The sequence below is a fragment of the Oceanobacillus sp. FSL W7-1293 genome (genome assembly GCF_037969815.1).
Taxonomy (GTDB): domain Bacteria; phylum Bacillota; class Bacilli; order Bacillales; family Amphibacillaceae; genus Oceanobacillus; species Oceanobacillus oncorhynchi.
In genome coordinates, this window is sequence record NZ_CP150212.1 from 26,819 (window position 1) to 44,384 (window position 17,566).

Annotated in this window: 20 protein-coding genes and 1 other RNA gene; 18 read left to right on the plus strand and 3 right to left on the minus strand. The window is 40.7% G+C overall.

Features of this window, described 5'->3' with window-relative positions; genetic code table 11:
- Positions 1 to 76 precede the first annotated feature (76 nt).
- Together acsA and MKY65_RS00125 are read left to right on the plus strand one after the other, a co-directional pair.
- Positions 77 to 1,792 carry an acetate--CoA ligase gene (acsA, locus tag MKY65_RS00120; RefSeq protein WP_339181261.1) on the plus strand — a complete coding sequence of 572 codons (1,716 nt, stop codon included), beginning with the start codon at positions 77 to 79 and terminating at the stop codon, positions 1,790 to 1,792.
- 614 nt (positions 1,793 to 2,406) lie between these two features.
- A complete protein-coding gene (locus tag MKY65_RS00125) occupies positions 2,407 to 2,922 on the plus strand; it encodes a type 1 glutamine amidotransferase domain-containing protein (protein ID WP_339181263.1) in 516 nt (171 codons plus the stop codon).
- 79 nt (positions 2,923 to 3,001) lie between these two features.
- Here MKY65_RS00125 and MKY65_RS00130 read toward each other — a convergent pair whose 3' ends face one another.
- Together MKY65_RS00130 and MKY65_RS00135 are read right to left on the minus strand one after the other, a co-directional pair.
- The gene (locus MKY65_RS00130; protein WP_339181266.1) at positions 3,002 to 4,294 is read right to left on the minus strand and encodes a glycoside hydrolase family 18 protein; all 1,293 of its coding nucleotides are present in this window, start codon (positions 4,292 to 4,294) and stop codon (positions 3,002 to 3,004) included.
- Between the two features lie 60 nt (positions 4,295 to 4,354).
- Positions 4,355 to 4,882: an isochorismatase family cysteine hydrolase gene (locus MKY65_RS00135; RefSeq protein WP_289585123.1), complete on the minus strand. Its 528-nt coding sequence runs from the start codon at positions 4,880 to 4,882 to the stop codon at positions 4,355 to 4,357.
- Positions 4,883 to 4,972: 90 nt separating this feature from the next.
- Here MKY65_RS00135 and tadA point away from each other — a divergent pair, with 90 nt between their 5' ends.
- From tadA to MKY65_RS00150, 3 genes are all read left to right on the plus strand, one after another.
- The gene (gene tadA / locus MKY65_RS00140; protein ID WP_339181268.1) at positions 4,973 to 5,476 is read left to right on the plus strand and encodes a tRNA adenosine(34) deaminase TadA; all 504 of its coding nucleotides are present in this window, start codon (positions 4,973 to 4,975) and stop codon (positions 5,474 to 5,476) included.
- A gap of 65 nt (positions 5,477 to 5,541) precedes the next feature.
- Positions 5,542 to 5,807: signal recognition particle sRNA large type (ffs, locus tag MKY65_RS00145), an RNA gene on the plus strand.
- A 136-nt stretch (positions 5,808 to 5,943) separates the two neighbouring features.
- Positions 5,944 to 6,972 (plus strand): NADH:flavin oxidoreductase/NADH oxidase, encoded by a 1,029-nt coding sequence (locus MKY65_RS00150; RefSeq protein WP_339181271.1) that lies wholly within the window; start codon positions 5,944 to 5,946, stop codon positions 6,970 to 6,972.
- A 240-nt stretch (positions 6,973 to 7,212) separates the two neighbouring features.
- On the opposite strand, the gene MKY65_RS00155 is transcribed toward MKY65_RS00150, so the two are convergent.
- On the minus strand, positions 7,213 to 7,302 hold the full coding sequence (locus MKY65_RS00155) for a putative holin-like toxin (RefSeq protein WP_226894862.1): 90 nt from the start codon (positions 7,300 to 7,302) through the stop codon (positions 7,213 to 7,215).
- A gap of 257 nt (positions 7,303 to 7,559) precedes the next feature.
- Here MKY65_RS00155 and dnaX point away from each other — a divergent pair, with 257 nt between their 5' ends.
- The 13 genes from dnaX to MKY65_RS00220 all read left to right on the plus strand — a co-directional run bounded on the left by dnaX (position 7,560) and on the right by MKY65_RS00220 (position 17,566).
- On the plus strand, positions 7,560 to 9,269 hold the full coding sequence (gene dnaX / locus MKY65_RS00160; RefSeq protein ID WP_339181274.1) for a DNA polymerase III subunit gamma/tau: 1,710 nt from the start codon (positions 7,560 to 7,562) through the stop codon (positions 9,267 to 9,269).
- 27 nt (positions 9,270 to 9,296) lie between these two features.
- On the plus strand, positions 9,297 to 9,611 hold the full coding sequence (locus MKY65_RS00165) for a YbaB/EbfC family nucleoid-associated protein (RefSeq protein WP_339181277.1): 315 nt from the start codon (positions 9,297 to 9,299) through the stop codon (positions 9,609 to 9,611).
- 106 nt (positions 9,612 to 9,717) lie between these two features.
- The gene (gene recR, locus MKY65_RS00170; RefSeq protein WP_042528598.1) at positions 9,718 to 10,314 is read left to right on the plus strand and encodes a recombination mediator RecR; all 597 of its coding nucleotides are present in this window, start codon (positions 9,718 to 9,720) and stop codon (positions 10,312 to 10,314) included.
- Positions 10,315 to 10,395: 81 nt separating this feature from the next.
- On the plus strand, positions 10,396 to 10,608 hold the full coding sequence (locus MKY65_RS00175) for a YaaL family protein (RefSeq protein WP_042528597.1): 213 nt from the start codon (positions 10,396 to 10,398) through the stop codon (positions 10,606 to 10,608).
- 94 nt (positions 10,609 to 10,702) lie between these two features.
- Complete coding sequence (locus tag MKY65_RS00180; protein WP_339181280.1) at positions 10,703 to 11,056, plus strand: DUF1648 domain-containing protein; 354 nt, start codon at positions 10,703 to 10,705, stop codon at positions 11,054 to 11,056.
- 334 nt (positions 11,057 to 11,390) lie between these two features.
- Positions 11,391 to 11,654: a pro-sigmaK processing inhibitor BofA family protein gene (locus MKY65_RS00185; RefSeq protein WP_193063794.1), complete on the plus strand. Its 264-nt coding sequence runs from the start codon at positions 11,391 to 11,393 to the stop codon at positions 11,652 to 11,654.
- 103 nt (positions 11,655 to 11,757) lie between these two features.
- Positions 11,758 to 11,955 (plus strand): sigma factor G inhibitor Gin, encoded by a 198-nt coding sequence (locus MKY65_RS00190; RefSeq protein ID WP_042528592.1) that lies wholly within the window; start codon positions 11,758 to 11,760, stop codon positions 11,953 to 11,955.
- Between the two features lie 818 nt (positions 11,956 to 12,773).
- The gene (locus tag MKY65_RS00195; RefSeq protein WP_339181285.1) at positions 12,774 to 14,195 is read left to right on the plus strand and encodes an aminotransferase class I/II-fold pyridoxal phosphate-dependent enzyme; all 1,422 of its coding nucleotides are present in this window, start codon (positions 12,774 to 12,776) and stop codon (positions 14,193 to 14,195) included.
- Positions 14,192 to 14,827 carry a dTMP kinase gene (gene tmk / locus MKY65_RS00200; RefSeq protein WP_193063796.1) on the plus strand — a complete coding sequence of 212 codons (636 nt, stop codon included), beginning with the start codon at positions 14,192 to 14,194 and terminating at the stop codon, positions 14,825 to 14,827. The genes MKY65_RS00195 and tmk overlap by 4 nt, the downstream gene beginning before the upstream one ends.
- 25 nt (positions 14,828 to 14,852) lie before the next feature.
- Positions 14,853 to 15,182, plus strand: a complete 330-nt coding sequence (locus tag MKY65_RS00205; RefSeq protein ID WP_040977662.1) for a cyclic-di-AMP receptor — start codon at positions 14,853 to 14,855, stop codon at positions 15,180 to 15,182.
- Positions 15,183 to 15,235: 53 nt separating this feature from the next.
- Entirely contained in the window at positions 15,236 to 15,667 is a 432-nt protein-coding gene (locus MKY65_RS00210) for a YaaR family protein (protein WP_193063797.1), read from the plus strand.
- Between the two features lie 80 nt (positions 15,668 to 15,747).
- Complete coding sequence (gene holB / locus MKY65_RS00215) at positions 15,748 to 16,737, plus strand: DNA polymerase III subunit delta' (protein WP_339181290.1); 990 nt, start codon at positions 15,748 to 15,750, stop codon at positions 16,735 to 16,737.
- 4 nt (positions 16,738 to 16,741) lie between these two features.
- The gene (locus MKY65_RS00220; RefSeq protein ID WP_042528587.1) at positions 16,742 to 17,566 is read left to right on the plus strand and encodes a stage 0 sporulation family protein; all 825 of its coding nucleotides are present in this window, start codon (positions 16,742 to 16,744) and stop codon (positions 17,564 to 17,566) included.

The following is a 17,566-nucleotide window of genomic DNA, read 5'->3' on the forward strand; positions in this document are numbered from 1 at the left end:
TAGTTAACAAAATATTTTAACCCTTTTTTTAATTCTATTTGTAATCGTTTCCAATTAAGATGAATGAGGTGATTAGATGGATATGCAAGCAATACCGGCACGTGAAGGCAATCATAATTTAAAAAACTACGAGGATTTTCGAAAAACATTTTCTTGGGAAAGTGTGGAGAAGAACTTTTCCTGGTATGAAACAGGAAAAGTGAATATGGCCTATGAAGCAATTGATAGACATGCTGATAATCCGGATAAGAAGGATAAAATCGCATTACTATATTCAGATCCCAATCGAGAAGAAAAAGTCAGCTTTGAGCAACTTCGTCTCCAAAGTAACCAATTCGCAAATGTATTGAAAAAATACGATGTGCAAAAGGGAGATCGTGTTTTTCTTTTTATGCCGAGAAGTCCGGAGTTCTATCAAGCATTTTTCGGTATTTTAAAAATCGGAGCAATTGCAGGGCCGCTGTTTGAGGCATTTATGGAGCAGGCGGTCGGTGACCGCTTAGAGAATAGTGAGGCACGTGTATTAGTAACAACTCCTGATTTACTCTATCGTATCCCGCAGGATAGACTGCCAAATTTAGAAAAAATCGTGTTAGTGGGTGCGCATGAGGAAGAAGGAAACCAGTATATTGACTTCGATTCCGAAATGAATGAGGCATCCACAGATTTTGATATTGTTTGGGTGGATAGAGAAGATGGCATGCTGCTACATTATACATCTGGTTCCACTGGGAAACCAAAAGGCATTCTGCATGTGCATAATGCTATGATTCAGCATTACGCTACAGGAGAATGGGTATTAGATTTAGAAGAGGATGATATCTACTGGTGTACAGCAGACCCGGGCTGGGTTACAGGAACAAGCTATGGTATTTTTGCGCCTTGGCTGCATGGAGTGACAAATGTGATTCGCGGCGGACGTTTTTCTCCAGATGATTGGTATAAAACGTTGCAGGATAATCATGTTACCGTATGGTATACTGCACCAACAGCTTTACGGATGCTTGTAAGTCATGGCGAAGAGAAGGTCAGAGAATATGACCTGTCTGCGCTGCGTCATATTTTGAGTGTAGGAGAACCATTAAACCCGGAAGTAATTACATGGGGATTAAAAGCATTTGATTTACGTATTCATGATACGTGGTGGATGACAGAGACAGGTGCACAGGTGATTGTAAACATCCCGTCACTGGAAATCAGACCTGGTTCCATGGGGAAACCAATCCCTGGAGTAGAGGCGTCCATTGTCGATAATGAAGGAAATGAAATCCCTCCAAATCAAATGGGTAATTTAGCAATCAAAGCGGGATGGCCGGCCATGATGCGCGAGGTTTGGAACAATAAAGGAAAATATGAGAGTTATTTTATTAATGGATGGTATGTCTCCGGAGATAGTGCATATCGTGATGAAGATGGATATTTCTGGTTCCAGGGGCGTTTGGATGATGTTATCAATACATCTGGAGAACGGGTCGGACCATTTGAGGTCGAGAGCAAGCTGATTGAACATCCGGCTGTTGCAGAGGCGGGAGTTATCGGTAAGCCGGATCCAGAGCGCGGAGAAATTATTAAAGCATTTATTACCTTGAACCCGGGCCATGAAAAAAGTGATGAGCTGCTGGAAGAAATCCGTCAATTTATTAAAAAAGAATTAAGTGCACACGCTGCACCAAGAGAAATTGAAGTAAAAGACTCTATCCCTAAAACACGAAGCGGTAAAATCATGCGCCGTCTGTTAAAATCATGGGAATTAGGGCTGCCGACAGGAGATACTTCGACGTTAGAGGAGTAATCCGTCTATTGTAAAAAGGCAGGAAATATTTTATAAAATGAACATAGTGGCTTCTCATTTAACGATACAAGTGAGAAGCCACTATTTTTACGTACAAATGAAATTGAAGCGAAAATATAAAAGAATGGACGGATAGCAATTCATACAAAAAGCATCATGCAGCATACTAAATAACTCAACTTTAACACCTAAGAATAAGCATATATATCTTGCTATTTCAAGATGCACATGTTCTCCATTATCATGCTTGCTTTTTGGTTAAATATCCGGCCTTTTAGGAATTGGTGAAGTTGTATAGCTCCTGCAACCAACCACTCCGCTTTCCGGCGTCCTGGGACTGAGATTACTCGTTCCATCGAAAACATTTGTACGTCGGAAAGCAAAATGGTCCGCCGCAGCGGTGCTTTACTCTTCAACTTCTATTATTTATCGAGGGAGTTATCCAAGGTACGGTCAACTCCTGTTTCTATAGAAATGAAGTTACTTTTTAATGTGCGAAAAGTTGAGTAAATAAAGAAACAATCCACTCCTAAAAAATATCATTTCGTATGTTTGAAATAAATTTTACTTGGGAAGATATAGGATGTAACCAATATTAAAGGAGTGAATAATTCATGGGTAAAAAAATTGCAACAGTTATTACAGACTTATTTGAAGACGTAGAGTATACAGACCCTAAAAAAGCATTGGAAGAAGCTGGTCATGAGCTGGTTACGATTGAAAAAGAACAAGGCAATACCGTAACAGGCAAATCAGAAGATATAAAAGTAACTATCGATAAAGGTATTGATGACGTAAAACCAGAAGACTTTGATGCATTATTTATTCCTGGCGGTTTCTCTCCAGACATGCTTCGTGCAGATGACCGCTTCGTTGCATTTGCAAAACATTTTATGGATGAGAAGAAACCAGTTATGGCCATTTGTCATGGACCGCAGCTTCTTATCACTGCAAAAACACTTGATGGACGTGGAGCAACAGGCTTTAAATCAATCCAAGTTGATTTAGAAAATGCAGGTGCGAAATTCCAGGATAAAGAAGTTGTCGTTTGTCAAAATCAATTAGTAACAAGCCGTACACCAGATGATATTCCAGCGTTTAATCGTGAGTCTGTGAAAGTGCTTGGTTAAATTAAAAAGTATAATTAAAAATAAAGAAGAGTGCTTTGAAACCAATTTCAAAGCACTCTTCTTTATGTACATATTTTGCTTATTCCTCTAATTTTCGAATATCAAATTCATTATTTAAAAGCAGCCAGTTTTGCGGGAAGGACAGTCCTAATTTCCAATAAGAAATGCCTAAAAGCTGAAATTCGCGGATTAAATCAAATTTAGTCTGGATTGAACGGGCATCCTCAAACCAAACCTCGTGCTCCTGTCCGGAGGCATCTGCATACATAAAATAGGGCGCTTGGGCTGTGGTATCATATTGAATCGCAACATTATTCTCCCAGGCGATTTGAACGGCCTGCTGCGGACTGATAGCCCGTGCCGCTTCCCCTCCTTCTACAAAAGGAAGCGTCCAATCATATCCATATAAATTCTGACCGAGTAAAATTTTCTCTGATGGTATTTCAGAAACAGCATATTCCACCACATCGCGGACGGAGTTGAGAGGTGAAATAGCCATCGGTGGCCCGTAGCTGTAGCCCCATTCATAAGTCATCAACACAACAAAATCAACAATCTCTCCGTGGGTGCGGTAATCATGCGCTTCATACCATTGCCCTGCCTGTTCTGCGCTCGTTTTTGGCGCAAGTGCTGTTGAAATCAGCAGTCCAGCTTGGGAAAGGCGATCCTTCGCGGTACGCAAAAAGGTATTATAAGCCTCCCTATCATCTGATGGAAGAAATTCAAAATCAAAATGTACATCACGAAAGCCTTGTTCTGTTGCGATATTAATAATCTCATCTAATAACCGGTTTTGGACAGCCTGCACCGTTAAAATAATATGCCCGACCTCCGAGCTGAAGGCTCCTTCTTCTAAATTGGTAATGGCCATCGCAATGGAGGCGCCGTTTGCTCGTGCGGAGGTGATAAGATTCCCTGTTGGCGGAGCTGTCAGTGTACCATCCCGATTAGCGCGGTAGCTAAATAAAGTGAGATACGTTAAAAAAGGCGAATACGTGCTGGCTGCTGTTTCTAATGTCTGGGAAACCTCCTCTCCCATTGGTTCGACATAGGCATTGGAAGTAATCGGTTCTTTTGGAGCAGGCGGGATGTATAGGCGAAGTCCAGGATAAATAATCTGATTTGCATTTAATCCGTTAATTGTTGCTAATTCCTCCACAGGGATGTTAAATTGAGCCGCCACGGAAGAAAGTGTATCACCAGACTGCACAAAATAAAACTCTCCGACAATGGGAATGACAAGTGCTTGCCCGATAACTAATTGGTCAGGTGCATTTAGTTCATTCGCATTGACAATATCTTGAACGGAGGAACCGTATGTATCTGCAATTTGCTCCAGCGTATTTCCTTGTTCAACGACGTATATTTGCAAACTAATAACCCCCTTCAGAGTGCTTCTTACTCACTATATGAAGGGGGAGAAAGTAATATGCTAAATTGCTGTAATATCTGCATCCATGACCGATTCCATTAAATAAAGCGCATAGTTATTATTATCCACTCCCTCGGAGGCGAGGCAGTTTTTAGGAATGGAAAGGCTGAATTTATACATATAGGCATCCTTTGCCGTAAACAGAATACAAATATCGCCGGCGATCCCTGCCAAAATAAGATGTGTTCGTTTTAAATCTGTTAAAAGAGCGTGTAAGGGTGCTTGAAAAAAGGCGGAGTGTTGTGGTTTAATTAGGAAATAATCGTCATCATCCGGTTTGATTTTTTCAATGATGTTCTCACTCTTTTCATTTTTACAATATTTGATAATCTCCCGGAAATCTGCTTGCCATAAGCCATAATGATCGTTAACGTAGATAATAGGTATCGACTTTTCTTTGGCGAAGTGACGCAAATTAATTAAATTTGGGAGAATCTCTTCTGTATTTGCAAGAAGGTTGTCACCGCCGTCAAATTTAAAATCATTGATTAAGTCGACAAAAACAAGTGCTGTGTTCTCTGGTGTTATATTCATGAGCTTCTCCTTTTTAAAGAAATCAGTTAATATAGTATTCCCGCTAAACAATTATTAAAACGAGAATAAAGTGATGTGATAAAAATGACAGAAGAAATATCTGTAAGCCAGGACGAAAAGTATATGGCAGCTGCTCTGCAGGAGGCACGCAGAGCTTGGATGTTAAACGAAGTCCCCATTGGCGCAGTGGTCGTGAAGGACGGAGAAATTATCGGCAGAGGCTTTAATTTGCGTGAATCCATGCAAACTACCCTAACTCATGCAGAGCTTCTTGCTATTCAGGATGCCAATCAAAAAGTCGGCAGCTGGAGATTAGAGGATTGCACCCTATACGTTACATTAGAGCCATGCCCTATGTGCGCCGGAGCAATTGTTCAATCACGAGTAAAGCGTGTAGTCTATGGAGCAAGTGACCCGAAAGCAGGCTGTGCGGGAACCTTAATGAATTTATTGGAAGAACCGCGGTTTAACCATCAGGTCGAGGTGAAATCTGGTGTGCTTGAACCACAATGCAGTACAGTTTTAAAGAATTTTTTTAAAGAGCTGCGTCAGAAGAAGAATGAAAAGGATGCTGAGGCGGGAGAATAGAGCCGGCACTGGAAAAGATACTTTTTTCATTGCATTTTTAGGACGAGGAAGCTATAATAATAAATACGTGCTAAGCGGGGAGGTAGCGGTGCCCTGTACTCGCAATCCGCTATAGCGAGGCCGAATTCCTGCTCGAGGTGGGATGACTGTATGGTCAGACGTAAGGAATTGGTGTTGACGTCCGGGTCCTGCGCAACAGGAACCCATGAACCCTGTCAGGTCCGGAAGGAAGCAGCAGTAAGTGGTCATTCTTGTGTGCCGCAGGGAAACCTGGGCTGAGCCATGAACTTACGTAGCGCATATGGTCACTCCATCGAAAGCAGGTGCACGTTACATATGAAAGAAAAGGACTGTGAATGCAGTTCTTTTTTTATGCAAAAATATAGCGGGATAAACAGATTATTTGCACTAAATCATAAGAAAGCATATGCTATGAATTACTTAAAATTTACAAGCGAGGTGTAAAAATGACTCAATTAACACAACCTTTTACATTAAAAAATTTAACCTTGAAAAATAAAGTTGTCATGGCTCCAATGTGTCAGTATTCAGTAGATGCTAAGGACGGGATTCCAAACGATTGGCATTTTGTTCATTATACCTCCCGTGCAGTGGGCGGTGCCGGATTAATCTTAGTTGAAATGACAGATGTCGATCCGGATGGCCGGATTACAGATAACGATCTTGGTCTCTGGTCAGACGAACAAATTCCGGCTTATAAAAAAATAGTTGATGCCGTTCATAAGCAGGGTGCTAAAATCGGTATTCAGATTGCGCATGCCGGAAGAAAGGCTGAGGATGCGAACCCGCCCGTTGCTCCATCGGCAATTCCTGTTACAGAGGATGATAAAATGCCTCGTGCTTTAACGACAGATGAGGTCCGGGAAACGATTCAACAATTTCAGGATGCAGCAAAACGGGCAGTCGAAGCTGGTTTTGATACAATTGAATTGCATGGAGCACACGGTTATTTGATTCATCAGTTTCATTCTCCGTTAATTAATCAGAGAGAGGATGAGTATCAGGAGCTGTCCTTTTTTGGGGTACAAATTATCCGTGCTGTGAAAGATGTGATTCCTGCAGATATGCCGCTTCTGATGCGAATTTCAGCTGTAGAATACATGGATGGCGGCTATGATATAGACCATGCATTAGAAATTGCCAAAAAATATAAAGCGGCTGGTGTGGATATGTTCCATATTTCCAGCGGCGGAGAAGCACCTCCAGGAAAGCACAAACCAGCCACCAATCCAGGCTATCAGCTTCCATTTGCACGCAGATTTAAAGAAGAGCTGGATATGCCGGTGATTGCTGTCGGCCTTTTAGAAGACCCGGAGCTGGCAGAGTCTGTTATCGGAAATGGCGATGCGGACCTGGTTGCGATTGGCCGCGGTATGCTGAAAGACCCTTATTGGGCCATTCGGGCAAGTGAACAGCTGGGGGATACGATGGAGCCGGCAAGACAATATAAGCGTGCTTATCCGAAGAAGCAGTGATGAATGCAGACGGATAGAAGGATGATTCCCCGTACGAATTTCTTTTTACAGGTAAAATTGTACTAGAAACAAGGGATATGATATAATTTCTATAGCAAAGCATACGATATAAAAAAGGGCAGCATGCAACCACATGCTGCCCGGAAAATACACACAGTGATTTCTCTCCATCAGAGAGGGAAGGCTGTTTTAAGTGACAATGAAGCCACCCTGTTTGCCGGCAAGCGAAGGGTGGTTTTTTTACTTTTGGTCTTTATCATGAAATGAAAGAATGGCTATAATAAGCAAGCCAAAGCTGATCATTAAAGATAAGGCGTCAAAAGTAGCCATAGGCATCACCTCCTTTCATATAGGAGATGGTACCTTCCACCGTTTAACTTCTTACTGTGAGTATCTTAGTGTATTATATCATAACAGGAACATTAGTTCTATAATTTTAGACGAACCTTTTTATTCATCATAAAAAAATTAAATTCTAAGCTAATTTTTGCAAACATAAATTACTTCCAGATAATCATTTCTAAGGTTTTCATCCAAGCCTTTAATCGGGTATAATAAGAAGGAGACAAATAAGGGGAATCGAAATCATGAGTTATCAAGCTTTATACCGCGTCTGGCGACCAAGAACATTTGAAGATGTCGTAGGACAGCAGCATATCACGAGAACATTACAAAATGCTATTACCCAGGATAAATTCTCACATGCTTACTTATTCTCTGGCCCAAGAGGGACAGGGAAAACGAGTGCTGCAAAGATTTTTGCGCAAACGATTAATTGTGAGCATGCGCCTGTCAAAGAACCATGTAATGAATGTGCGGCATGTAAAGGGATTCAAGATGGCTCTATTTCGGATGTCATTGAAATTGATGCGGCATCGAATACAAGCGTCGATGATATTCGTGATATTCGGGATAAAGTAAAGTATGCACCGAGTGCTGTGCCTTATAAAGTGTATATTATTGATGAAGTGCATATGATATCTGTCAATGCATTTAATGCGCTCTTGAAAACGCTGGAAGAGCCGCCAAAACATGTTGTATTTATTCTGGCAACAACCGAACCGCATAAAATACCATTAACGATTATATCCCGTTGCCAGCGCTTTGATTTCAAACCGATTTCCAATCAGGCAATTGTGGAAAGAACGCAAAAAATCATGCAGGCAGAAAATATTTCTGTTACAGAGGAAGCCTTAGAGTCTGTGGCATTAGCAGCAGAAGGCGGAATGCGCGATGCACTGAGTATCCTGGACCAGGCTATTTCCTATAGCGAGGAGCAGGTAGAGTTAGAAGATGTGCTTGCTGTAACTGGCGGAGTATCTCAGGAGGTACTCACCAATATCGTCCGTGCAATGATTCAGCAGGATGTGCAGACGGTGCTTCATGGATTGGACCAGATGATTCAGACAGGAAAAGATCCGGGAAAGTTTGTCCAGGATTTAATCTACTTTATGCGTGATTTACTTTTATATAAAACCTCGTCCGGTTTAGCTGATTTATTAGAACGGGCCGTAGCCAATGAAGCTTTTGAAGCATTATCGGAGCAGGTGGAGAACAGTTGGATTCAGCATGCAATTATTGAACTGAATCAATGCCAGCAGGAAATGAAATGGTCCAACAGTCCGAAAATCTTTATTGAGGTTGCACTGTTGTCCATTACAGACCAATTTGGAAAAACGCAAGGATCCGGACAGCTTCAGCCGGAAGCTGTGGAGCAATCAGCTGTTGTCGGGCAGCTTCAGCAGAAACTGCAGGCGATGGAGCGTGATATTGCAAAATTAAAAGAAGCTCCGCCCCAGCAGCAAGATGCTGGCGGTACCGCTCCTGCACAGGAGAGACGCCGTCCCAGCTCGAGAAATTCACGAAACACTTATAAGATTCCATTTGACCGAATTCGTGATACACTAGGAAAGGCAGAGAAAAAAGAACTGAAAGATGTTCATGCACATTGGGCAAACTTCTTAAATCAGTTGAAAACAACGAATGCTCCGGCCCATGCGACGATTCAGGACAGCAAGCCTGCCGCGGCATCAGCCGATACCCTGATTGTTGCGTTTAAATATGAAATTCATTGTTCTTTATTCCTGGATCATCGGGAAATGGTAGAATCGATATTAGGCAATCTGGATAAACACCGCACGATTATTCCTATTCCAGAGAAAGAGTGGAATGACCTGCGCAGTGAGTATATTCAAAAGCAGGAAAAGCCGGATGAACCCAAGAAACCAGAAGGAGACCCGCTCGTAGATGAAGCGCGAAAGCTTTTTGGTGATGACCTTTTAGAAATTCATGATTAACATATACATTTAAAGGAGGTATTTTCCATGAAGGGAAATATGAATAACATGATGAAGCAAATGCAGAAAATGCAGAAGAAAATGATGAAGGCACAGGATGAGTTACATGAAATGTCCTTTGAAGCTTCAGCCGGCGGCAGCATGGTAACTGTCCGGGCAAATGGCAAAAAAGAAATTACAGATGTAGAAATCAAAGAAGAGGTTGTTGACCCGGATGATATTGAAATGCTGCAGGATCTTATTTTAGCAGCAACTAATGACGTGTTAACGCAAATCGATGACAAAACAAATGATACCATGGGACAATTTACAAAAGGAATGAATATGCCAGGAATGTTCTAATTCCTTTCTAATTAAAGATAAGACGTCTGGCTTCACTGCCAAGGCGTCTTATTTTCGCAAAAGATAGAGTTTTTAATTGATTTTTTTGATAAGGGGGTAAGAAAGTATGTATTATCCGGAGCCGATAACCAAGCTGATGGATAGCTTCTCCAAATTACCGGGAATTGGTCCAAAGACAGCAGCACGTCTGGCCTTCTTTGTTTTAAATATGAAGGATGACGATGTGATGAATTTTGCTAATGCATTAGTGAATGCAAAACGGGAGCTTACCCATTGTTCTGTTTGCGGACATATTACAGACCAAGACCCGTGTGCTATTTGTCAGGATACCAGCCGGGATGGATCGATTATTTGTGTTGTCCAAGATCCGAAAGACGTGATTGCGATGGAAAAAATGAAAGAATTTCGCGGCAAATACCATGTTCTTCACGGTGCCATCTCACCGATGGACGGGATTGGTCCAGAGGATATTAATGTGCCGGATTTGATTAATCGCTTGAAAGACGAAGAAGTAGAGGAGCTTATTTTAGCAACCAATCCGAATATTGAAGGGGAAGCCACCGCAATGTATATTTCCCGATTGGTAAAACCCTCTGGCATTCGTACCACACGTATTGCACATGGATTGCCTGTCGGCGGTGATTTGGAATATGCGGATGAGGTTACATTATCAAAAGCACTAGAGGGACGAAGAGATGTCTAAATTGTATCGCTGATCATCTATGGGGAAAATAAAGCTTCCATGAGATGAAATTTCATTTTATAACGAGGTTTGGTGGGAAATATGGCAAAGAAATTAAAGAAAAAAGATATGGACCAGGAGCTTCTAAATGCTTTATATCAAGTAGAGGGCGAGTGGAGGCAGCTTCAGGATTTTGTGCGAAAAAGTATCGACCCGTCACGCAATGGGATGAAAGAAGAGTTATTAGCGAGATCCAAATATTTGATGCTGTTGAAAGAAGCTCGTATTCGCAAGGTTAAAGCGACACGATTTTAAAATTAAAGAATATATTTTTCCAAAAGAATCAAGTATGTTTCAAGCTGCCTGATTCTTTTTTATTTTTCTAAGAAAAGAAGAGGTGAGGCTTATCATGGAAACCAATCCGCCGATTCTAAAATTAAAAATGACTGCAATTGAAAAGCTGTTGAATGTTTTGGGAATACTGAGTTTTTTTGGTATTATTATGTATATCATTTTTACATGGAGCTCTATTCCAAGCCAGATTCCAGGACATTATAATTTTGCTGGGGAAGTAACAAGATGGGGAGGAAGAGAAGAACTATTCATCCTTTTAGGTATCGGGTTACTTTTATGGGTTGTGATGACTGTTATGGAAAAATTTCCGCATATGTATAATTCCAGGAATCTTACCGAAGCAAATATAAAAGGACAATATATCAACTCTAGAATGTTAGTAAATTCCTTGCACGATAGGGCAGTATAAGAAAAACTATGGATTCGCTAAAGGGCGAGCGAATGGGAGTTTTTCTAAAAAAATGAAGTAGCTGTTCTCTTTTCCTTTATAATTTGGAATAATATTCGTGTTGCGAAGGGATTCCCGTCTTATATGAATACATGGGCTCTTGTATTCCTCCTTCTGGTTCTAGCAGGGACGATGACTTTCTTTCTCATTCGCTCTCAAAGGCTGAAGAAGAAAACGGCCAATGACTAGCTAAGATAGGATATAAATTGACTTCCCCGTTTCTAAAACCTGTTCTAATTGCTTCTGATAAATCATAGAAATAAGTTAAAGCGATGGAAGGAAAGTGGGGAGAGGAATGAATTCAACACTATTTATTGGAACGATTGTCGGATTAATTATTCTTTTATTTATTGTAGGTGCGCCGGTAAAGCCAATGAAACATATTGGGAAAGCAACGATGAAGCTGGGGATAGGTGCATTGCTGCTTTTTTTCTTAAATGTATTTGGAGGGGCGGTAGGTCTGCATATTCCAATTAATCTATTTACGGTATTAGTATCTGGATTTCTTGGTATATTCGGAGTCGGTTCCCTTGCAGCGATCCATTTATTTATTCTTTGAGACGTTGTTTATTTTTTCAAGATTGAATAAAAATCTAAAAAAATAATATCTATGTATAGCATCCGTTAGATTAGGAGATACTAGTTTTAACGGAGGTGGAGAAATGAAGCAGCAAAAAGTTCAAGAGTATGAGTATTGCGGAATTTGTGAGGAACCAAAGGAAAACGGGATTCATTTGTATTCCATGTTTTTATGTTCGGAATGTGAGCATAATATGATTCATACGGAGCCGCGGGAAGAAAAATACCAATACTATCTCTCAAAGTTAAAAAATATCAACCAATCAACATTACATTCTTAATATAATCCCCTTTTACAAGTCTTTGCATGCAAAGGCTTTTTTGTTTTGTTAGCATAGATATGGAAGAAAGGTACGTACTATATAAGTTAAATGAAAGATTCTATCTCCTAGCGACCGGCTACGGAAATACACTACGCTCGTTAAAGTGTTTCACTATAGAAAATTGCTTTTTTCTGTTAAGGGAAAACAGCGGGAAAAATAGATTAAATAATTTCGACTTATGCAGCTCTATAAAAAGCGGAATAATAGTACATTTTTGTATCCATGTTTTTCATCCCTTTCACTTGCTTGGTATAATAAGAAGAACACCATAATAAACAAATCAATTTCAATGGAATTGATTTGTTTATTTAATCAACTTTCGCACCTAAGAATAAGCAAATATATCTTGCTATTCCAAGATGAACATGTTCTTCATTACCATGCTTGCATTTTGGTGAAATATCCGGCCTTTTTGGAATTGATGATGGTGCATAGCTCCGCTCCGGCCAACCACTCCGCTTTCCATGGGGACGGCTTCAGCTAACTTGAAAAGAAAACCGCTTTTCAAGTGGATCTTCAGCTCGCCCTGTTCCCATAGGAGTCTGCGTGGTTGGCCTGCGCTCTGATAGGATTCTACAGCGAATAACTTTTATGCATAAAAGTTAGCTGAAGAGCGTGCCCCTAGGAAAGCAAAACGGTCCGCCGCAGCGGTGCTTTACACTTTGTCAAGGGTGTTATCGAAGGAACGATCAACCCCTGTTTCTATAGAAATGAAGTTACTTTTTAATGTGCGAAAGTTGAGTTTATTTACATATAAAAAGAAATGAGGCAGACAAATGGAGCAGCAGCGTATGCCATTAGCAGAGCATTTACAAGCATTTGCAAAAAGGAATCCAATCTCTTTCCATGTACCGGGTCACAAGCACGGAGAAGTTTTTACACCTGCATATCATAACAATTTTCAGCAGATGCTCCGCTGGGATGTGACCGAAATTACCGGAATGGATGATTTGCATGCGCCTGCAGGCATTATTGCAGAAGCGGAAAGCTTAGCAGCAGCTTTTTTTCAGACCCAGCATACATTTTTTCTGGTTGGCGGATCGACAGCTGGCAATCTGGCGATGATTCTCGCAGCGTGTAAGCAGGAAGATAAGATTCTTATTCAGCGTAATTGTCATAAGTCGGTGATGAATGGCGTAGAGTTAGCAGGAGCACAGCCTGTTTTTTTAGCTCCGGAATGGGAGGAGCAGGTTAGCCGATTTACGAGTCCAAGCTATGAAACAATAGCATCCGCCATAGAGCAGCATCCCGATGCTAAAGCAATTGTTCTTACCTACCCGGATTATTTTGGTCAAACTTATCCGTTGAAAGCAATGATTGATAAGGCACATGAATTTGATATCCCTGTACTAGTAGATGAAGCACACGGTGTTCATTTTGCCTTAGGAGACCCCTTTCCAGCATCAGCGCTAGAATTAGGAGCGGATGCTGTGGTGCATTCTGCACATAAAATGGCTCCCGCAATGACGATGGCTTCGTATTTACATCTGGGGACTTCGCGTATCAATCCGTCTCAAATTGCGCATTATTTACAAATTATCCAATCGAGCAGTCCATCTTATGTACTTATGGCTTCTTTAGATATAGCAAGGCACTTTTTAGCGCATTTTTCGGAAGAAGATCGAATCAAAACGATAAAAAGTGTGGAACAGGTAAAGCAGTTGTTTTCCGCCTTTTCATTTTGGGAATTCATGCCTTGCGACGACCCATTAAAACTAACGTTCCACGTGAAACATTCTTTTTCGACAAAGTCCATTGTGAATTTGCTCGAAAAAGCAGGAATTTTTCCGGAGCTTGCGACGGAGGAACAAATTTTATTTGTCCATGGGCTTGCTCCAATGGAACAGATGGGTCTCCTGGAAAAAAGGTTGAAAACCATAGGGCATCCATTAAAAAAATCAGCAAATCGTGCTACAATAGAGAGGACAAATCTTTTTCCCGAAAAGGTCCAAGAATTAGATTTGTCTTATCAAGAAATGAATAATTATCCAACGTATCTGGTCTCGATGAGGGAAAGCATAGGAGAGATAGCTGCTGAGGCAGTGATTCCCTATCCGCCTGGTATTCCGCTTCTCTTAAAAGGAGAAAGAATCCAAGCAATGCATATCGCACACTTGGAAAAATTAGTGGAGCAGGGTGTTCGAATACAGCATAGGGACGAAGGAATACGCATATATAGGAACAAAGGGGAAAGATGATGACAACTGGTTTGTTTATAACATTTGAAGGTGGCGAAGGAGCTGGCAAAACCACTATCCTAAATCAGGTTTATGAAGAGCTTACATCCCGGGGGATAGAGGTTATCAAGACAAGAGAGCCAGGAGGTATCCGTATCTCCGAGAAGATTCGAGAAATTATCCATGACCCTCTCCATCTGGAAATGGAAGAAAGAACAGAAGCGTTATTATATGCAGCAGCAAGAAGACAGCATCTTGTAGAGAAGGTTTTTCCTGCGTTAGAACAAGGGAAAATTGTATTATGCGATCGTTTTGTAGACAGCAGTCTGGTTTATCAAGGCTATGCAAGAGGCATTGGTGTAGATGAAGTATATGCGATCAATCAATTTGTGATTGAGGATTGTATGCCGGATGCAACGCTCTACTTTGATATTTCTCCAAAAAAAGGACTGGAGCGTATTTCAGCAAATGCAGACAGAGAGAAAAATCGCTTGGATTTAGAAACCATCGAATTTCATGAGAAAGTCTATGAAGGCTATCAGCTGATCCGATCTCGTTTTCCAGAGCGTTTTCAAACTGTGGATGCTGATCGTTCGCTTGAAGCGGTCTATCAAGATGTGTTAGAAAGAATTACAGCTTTATTTAATAAATAAATATGCCAAAAGGGGCTGGTCAATCATGAAATTAATTATAACGGTCATTCAAGATAAAGATTCCAATCGTTTAGTAAACGCATTAGGTGAAAATAAATTTCAGACAACTAAATTAGCTACAACAGGCGGATTTTTAAAGGAAGGTAATACCACGTTAATGATTGGTTGTGAGGATGAATATGTGAATGATGCGCTCGAAATCATCCGTGATAATTGCTCGCATCGGGAACAGATGGTGGCGCCCATTTCTCCAATGGGAGGAAATGCCGATTCGTATATTCCAAAACCAGTGAAGGTAGAAGTTGGCGGTGCTACAGTATTCATCTTGCCTATCGAGTCCTTTTACCAATTCTAAACAGGAATTCTGCTTCAAAACATGCTATGTAATCAAACGGGAGGGGGAGAACAATGAAAATTTCCAGTGATATCGTAACACCGAGAGATGGCAATTTGAAGCGTCCGGCGCAGACAAATAATGCCTCTTTCCAAAACCTTGTTCAATCCCAATCGGAACAGCTGAAGACCCAGGAATTTACTCAAATGGTGAAGCAGATTACGGAGCAGGGAGATAAACTGAGCCGATATCGTTCCTTTCGTGAGCTGGTCAAGTTTAAACGAATGGTAAAGGGCTTTCTTGAAAAAGCGACCTCGGAAGGGTATCTTTTAGAAAAAAAGCAAAGCTTCAGCATGCAAGGAAGCAGGCAATTGTCTACAGTGAAGATAATTGATGAAAAGATTGCCCAGTTAGCAGAAGATTTAATGGATGAAGAAAAGAAAACCATTGATATTCTCGGATTAATTGGGGAAATCAAGGGGTTATTAGTTAATATTTATACTTGAGCAAAGCTTTTATATCGAGAGGACTTTAGCCTTTCATAAAAATAAATAGAGTCAGCTCCTGTTTAAAGGTGGAAATAATAATGAAGACATGGGAAGAGATAGAACAAATACAGCCTGTAGCAACCCGGACGATAATGAATAGTATCAAGAAGAATCGTATTTCCCATGCTTATTTATTTCAAGGAGATCGAGGGACTGGCAAAAAGGAAATGGCGCTCCTGTTGGCAAAGTATTTATTTTGTATGAATCGCCAAGGAGAGAATCCATGTAATCACTGTATCAATTGCCAGCGGATTGATTCTGGAAACCATCCGGATATGCATTGGATTGAGCCGGATGGCGCCTCTATTAAAATAGAACAGGTGCGTAATCTGCAGAAGGAATTTACGTATTCGGGAATGGAATCCAATCAGAAGGTGTATATCATCAAGGATGCAGATACATTAACTGTAAATGCCGCCAATCGCCTGTTGAAATTTTTAGAAGAGCCAAGTGTGGAAACAACGGCTATGATGCTTACAGAGAATGGTCACTCCATGCTGTCAACTATTCGATCACGCTGTCAGATTATTGATTTGCAGCCGCTTCCGCCGGGGATTTTGCAGGAAAGATTACAGCAAGAGGGTGTGAATGAGACCGATGCTAAACTTTTAAGTGCATTGACAAACAGTCTGACAGAAGCACTCGAACTTGCCCAAGATGATTGGTTTGCAGACGCGCGAAAAATAGTGATACAATGGGTAGAAATGTATACTGCACAGCCTGAGGATATCTACACATACATTCATCAAAATTGGATACCTCATTTTAAAGATAGAGAAGGTCAAGAACGAGGTCTGGACTTATTAATACTAGGATTTAAAGATATTTTACATCAGCATATATATACAGACGCCAATACGATACTGCTATCCAATGATTCATCTAAGTTAGAAAAAATAGTCATCACGTTTTCTCAAACTCAATTATTGACTATTTTAAATCAGATTTTAATGGCGAAAAGAAAATTAAAGGCAAATGTTCAGCCAACATTGGTGATTGAACAACTAGCGCTTCAAATACAGAGGTGAAAAAATGTTAGAAGTTATTGGCGTACGTTTTAAGAAAGCCGGTAAAATCTACTATTTCGATCCAGATTCTTACCCGGTCACTCCAGATAGCTATGTCATCGTGGAGACGGTGAGAGGGATAGAATTTGGAAAAGTAGTCATTACGGAAAAGCAAGTCGATGAAGAAGATGTAGTTTTACCGTTAAAGAAAGTAATCCGAATCGCAAACGAGAAGGATAAGCGAACGGTTATAGAGAATCAGGATCAGGCGAAAAAAGCCTTTGACATATGTACAGATAAAATTACGCAGCATAAGCTGGATATGAATCTGGTAGATGTAGAATATACATTTGACCGCAATAAAATCATATTCTATTTTACAGCTGACGGAAGAGTGGACTTCAGAAATCTTGTAAAAGATCTCGCGTCGATGTTCAAGACACGTATTGAATTAAGACAAATTGGAGTCAGAGATGAAGCGAAAATGCTGGGCGGAATCGGTCCATGCGGCCGTATGCTCTGCTGTTCCACTTTCTTAGGAGACTTTGAGCCGGTGTCTATTAAAATGGCAAAGGATCAAAATCTTTCTCTAAACCCGGCAAAAATATCCGGTTTATGCGGAAGACTAATGTGCTGTTTGAAATATGAGAATGATGAATATGAAACAGCAAAAAGAGAGCTGCCGGATATTGGCGAAACGATGCCGACACCGCATGGAAAAGGAAAGGTTGTCGGGTTAAATATATTAGAAAAAATGGTTCAAATTGAGCTTTTAGATAAAGAACGTGTTGTGGAGTATACATTAGATGAATTAATCGAAGAAGGAATTGTAGCACAAGTCACAGAATAG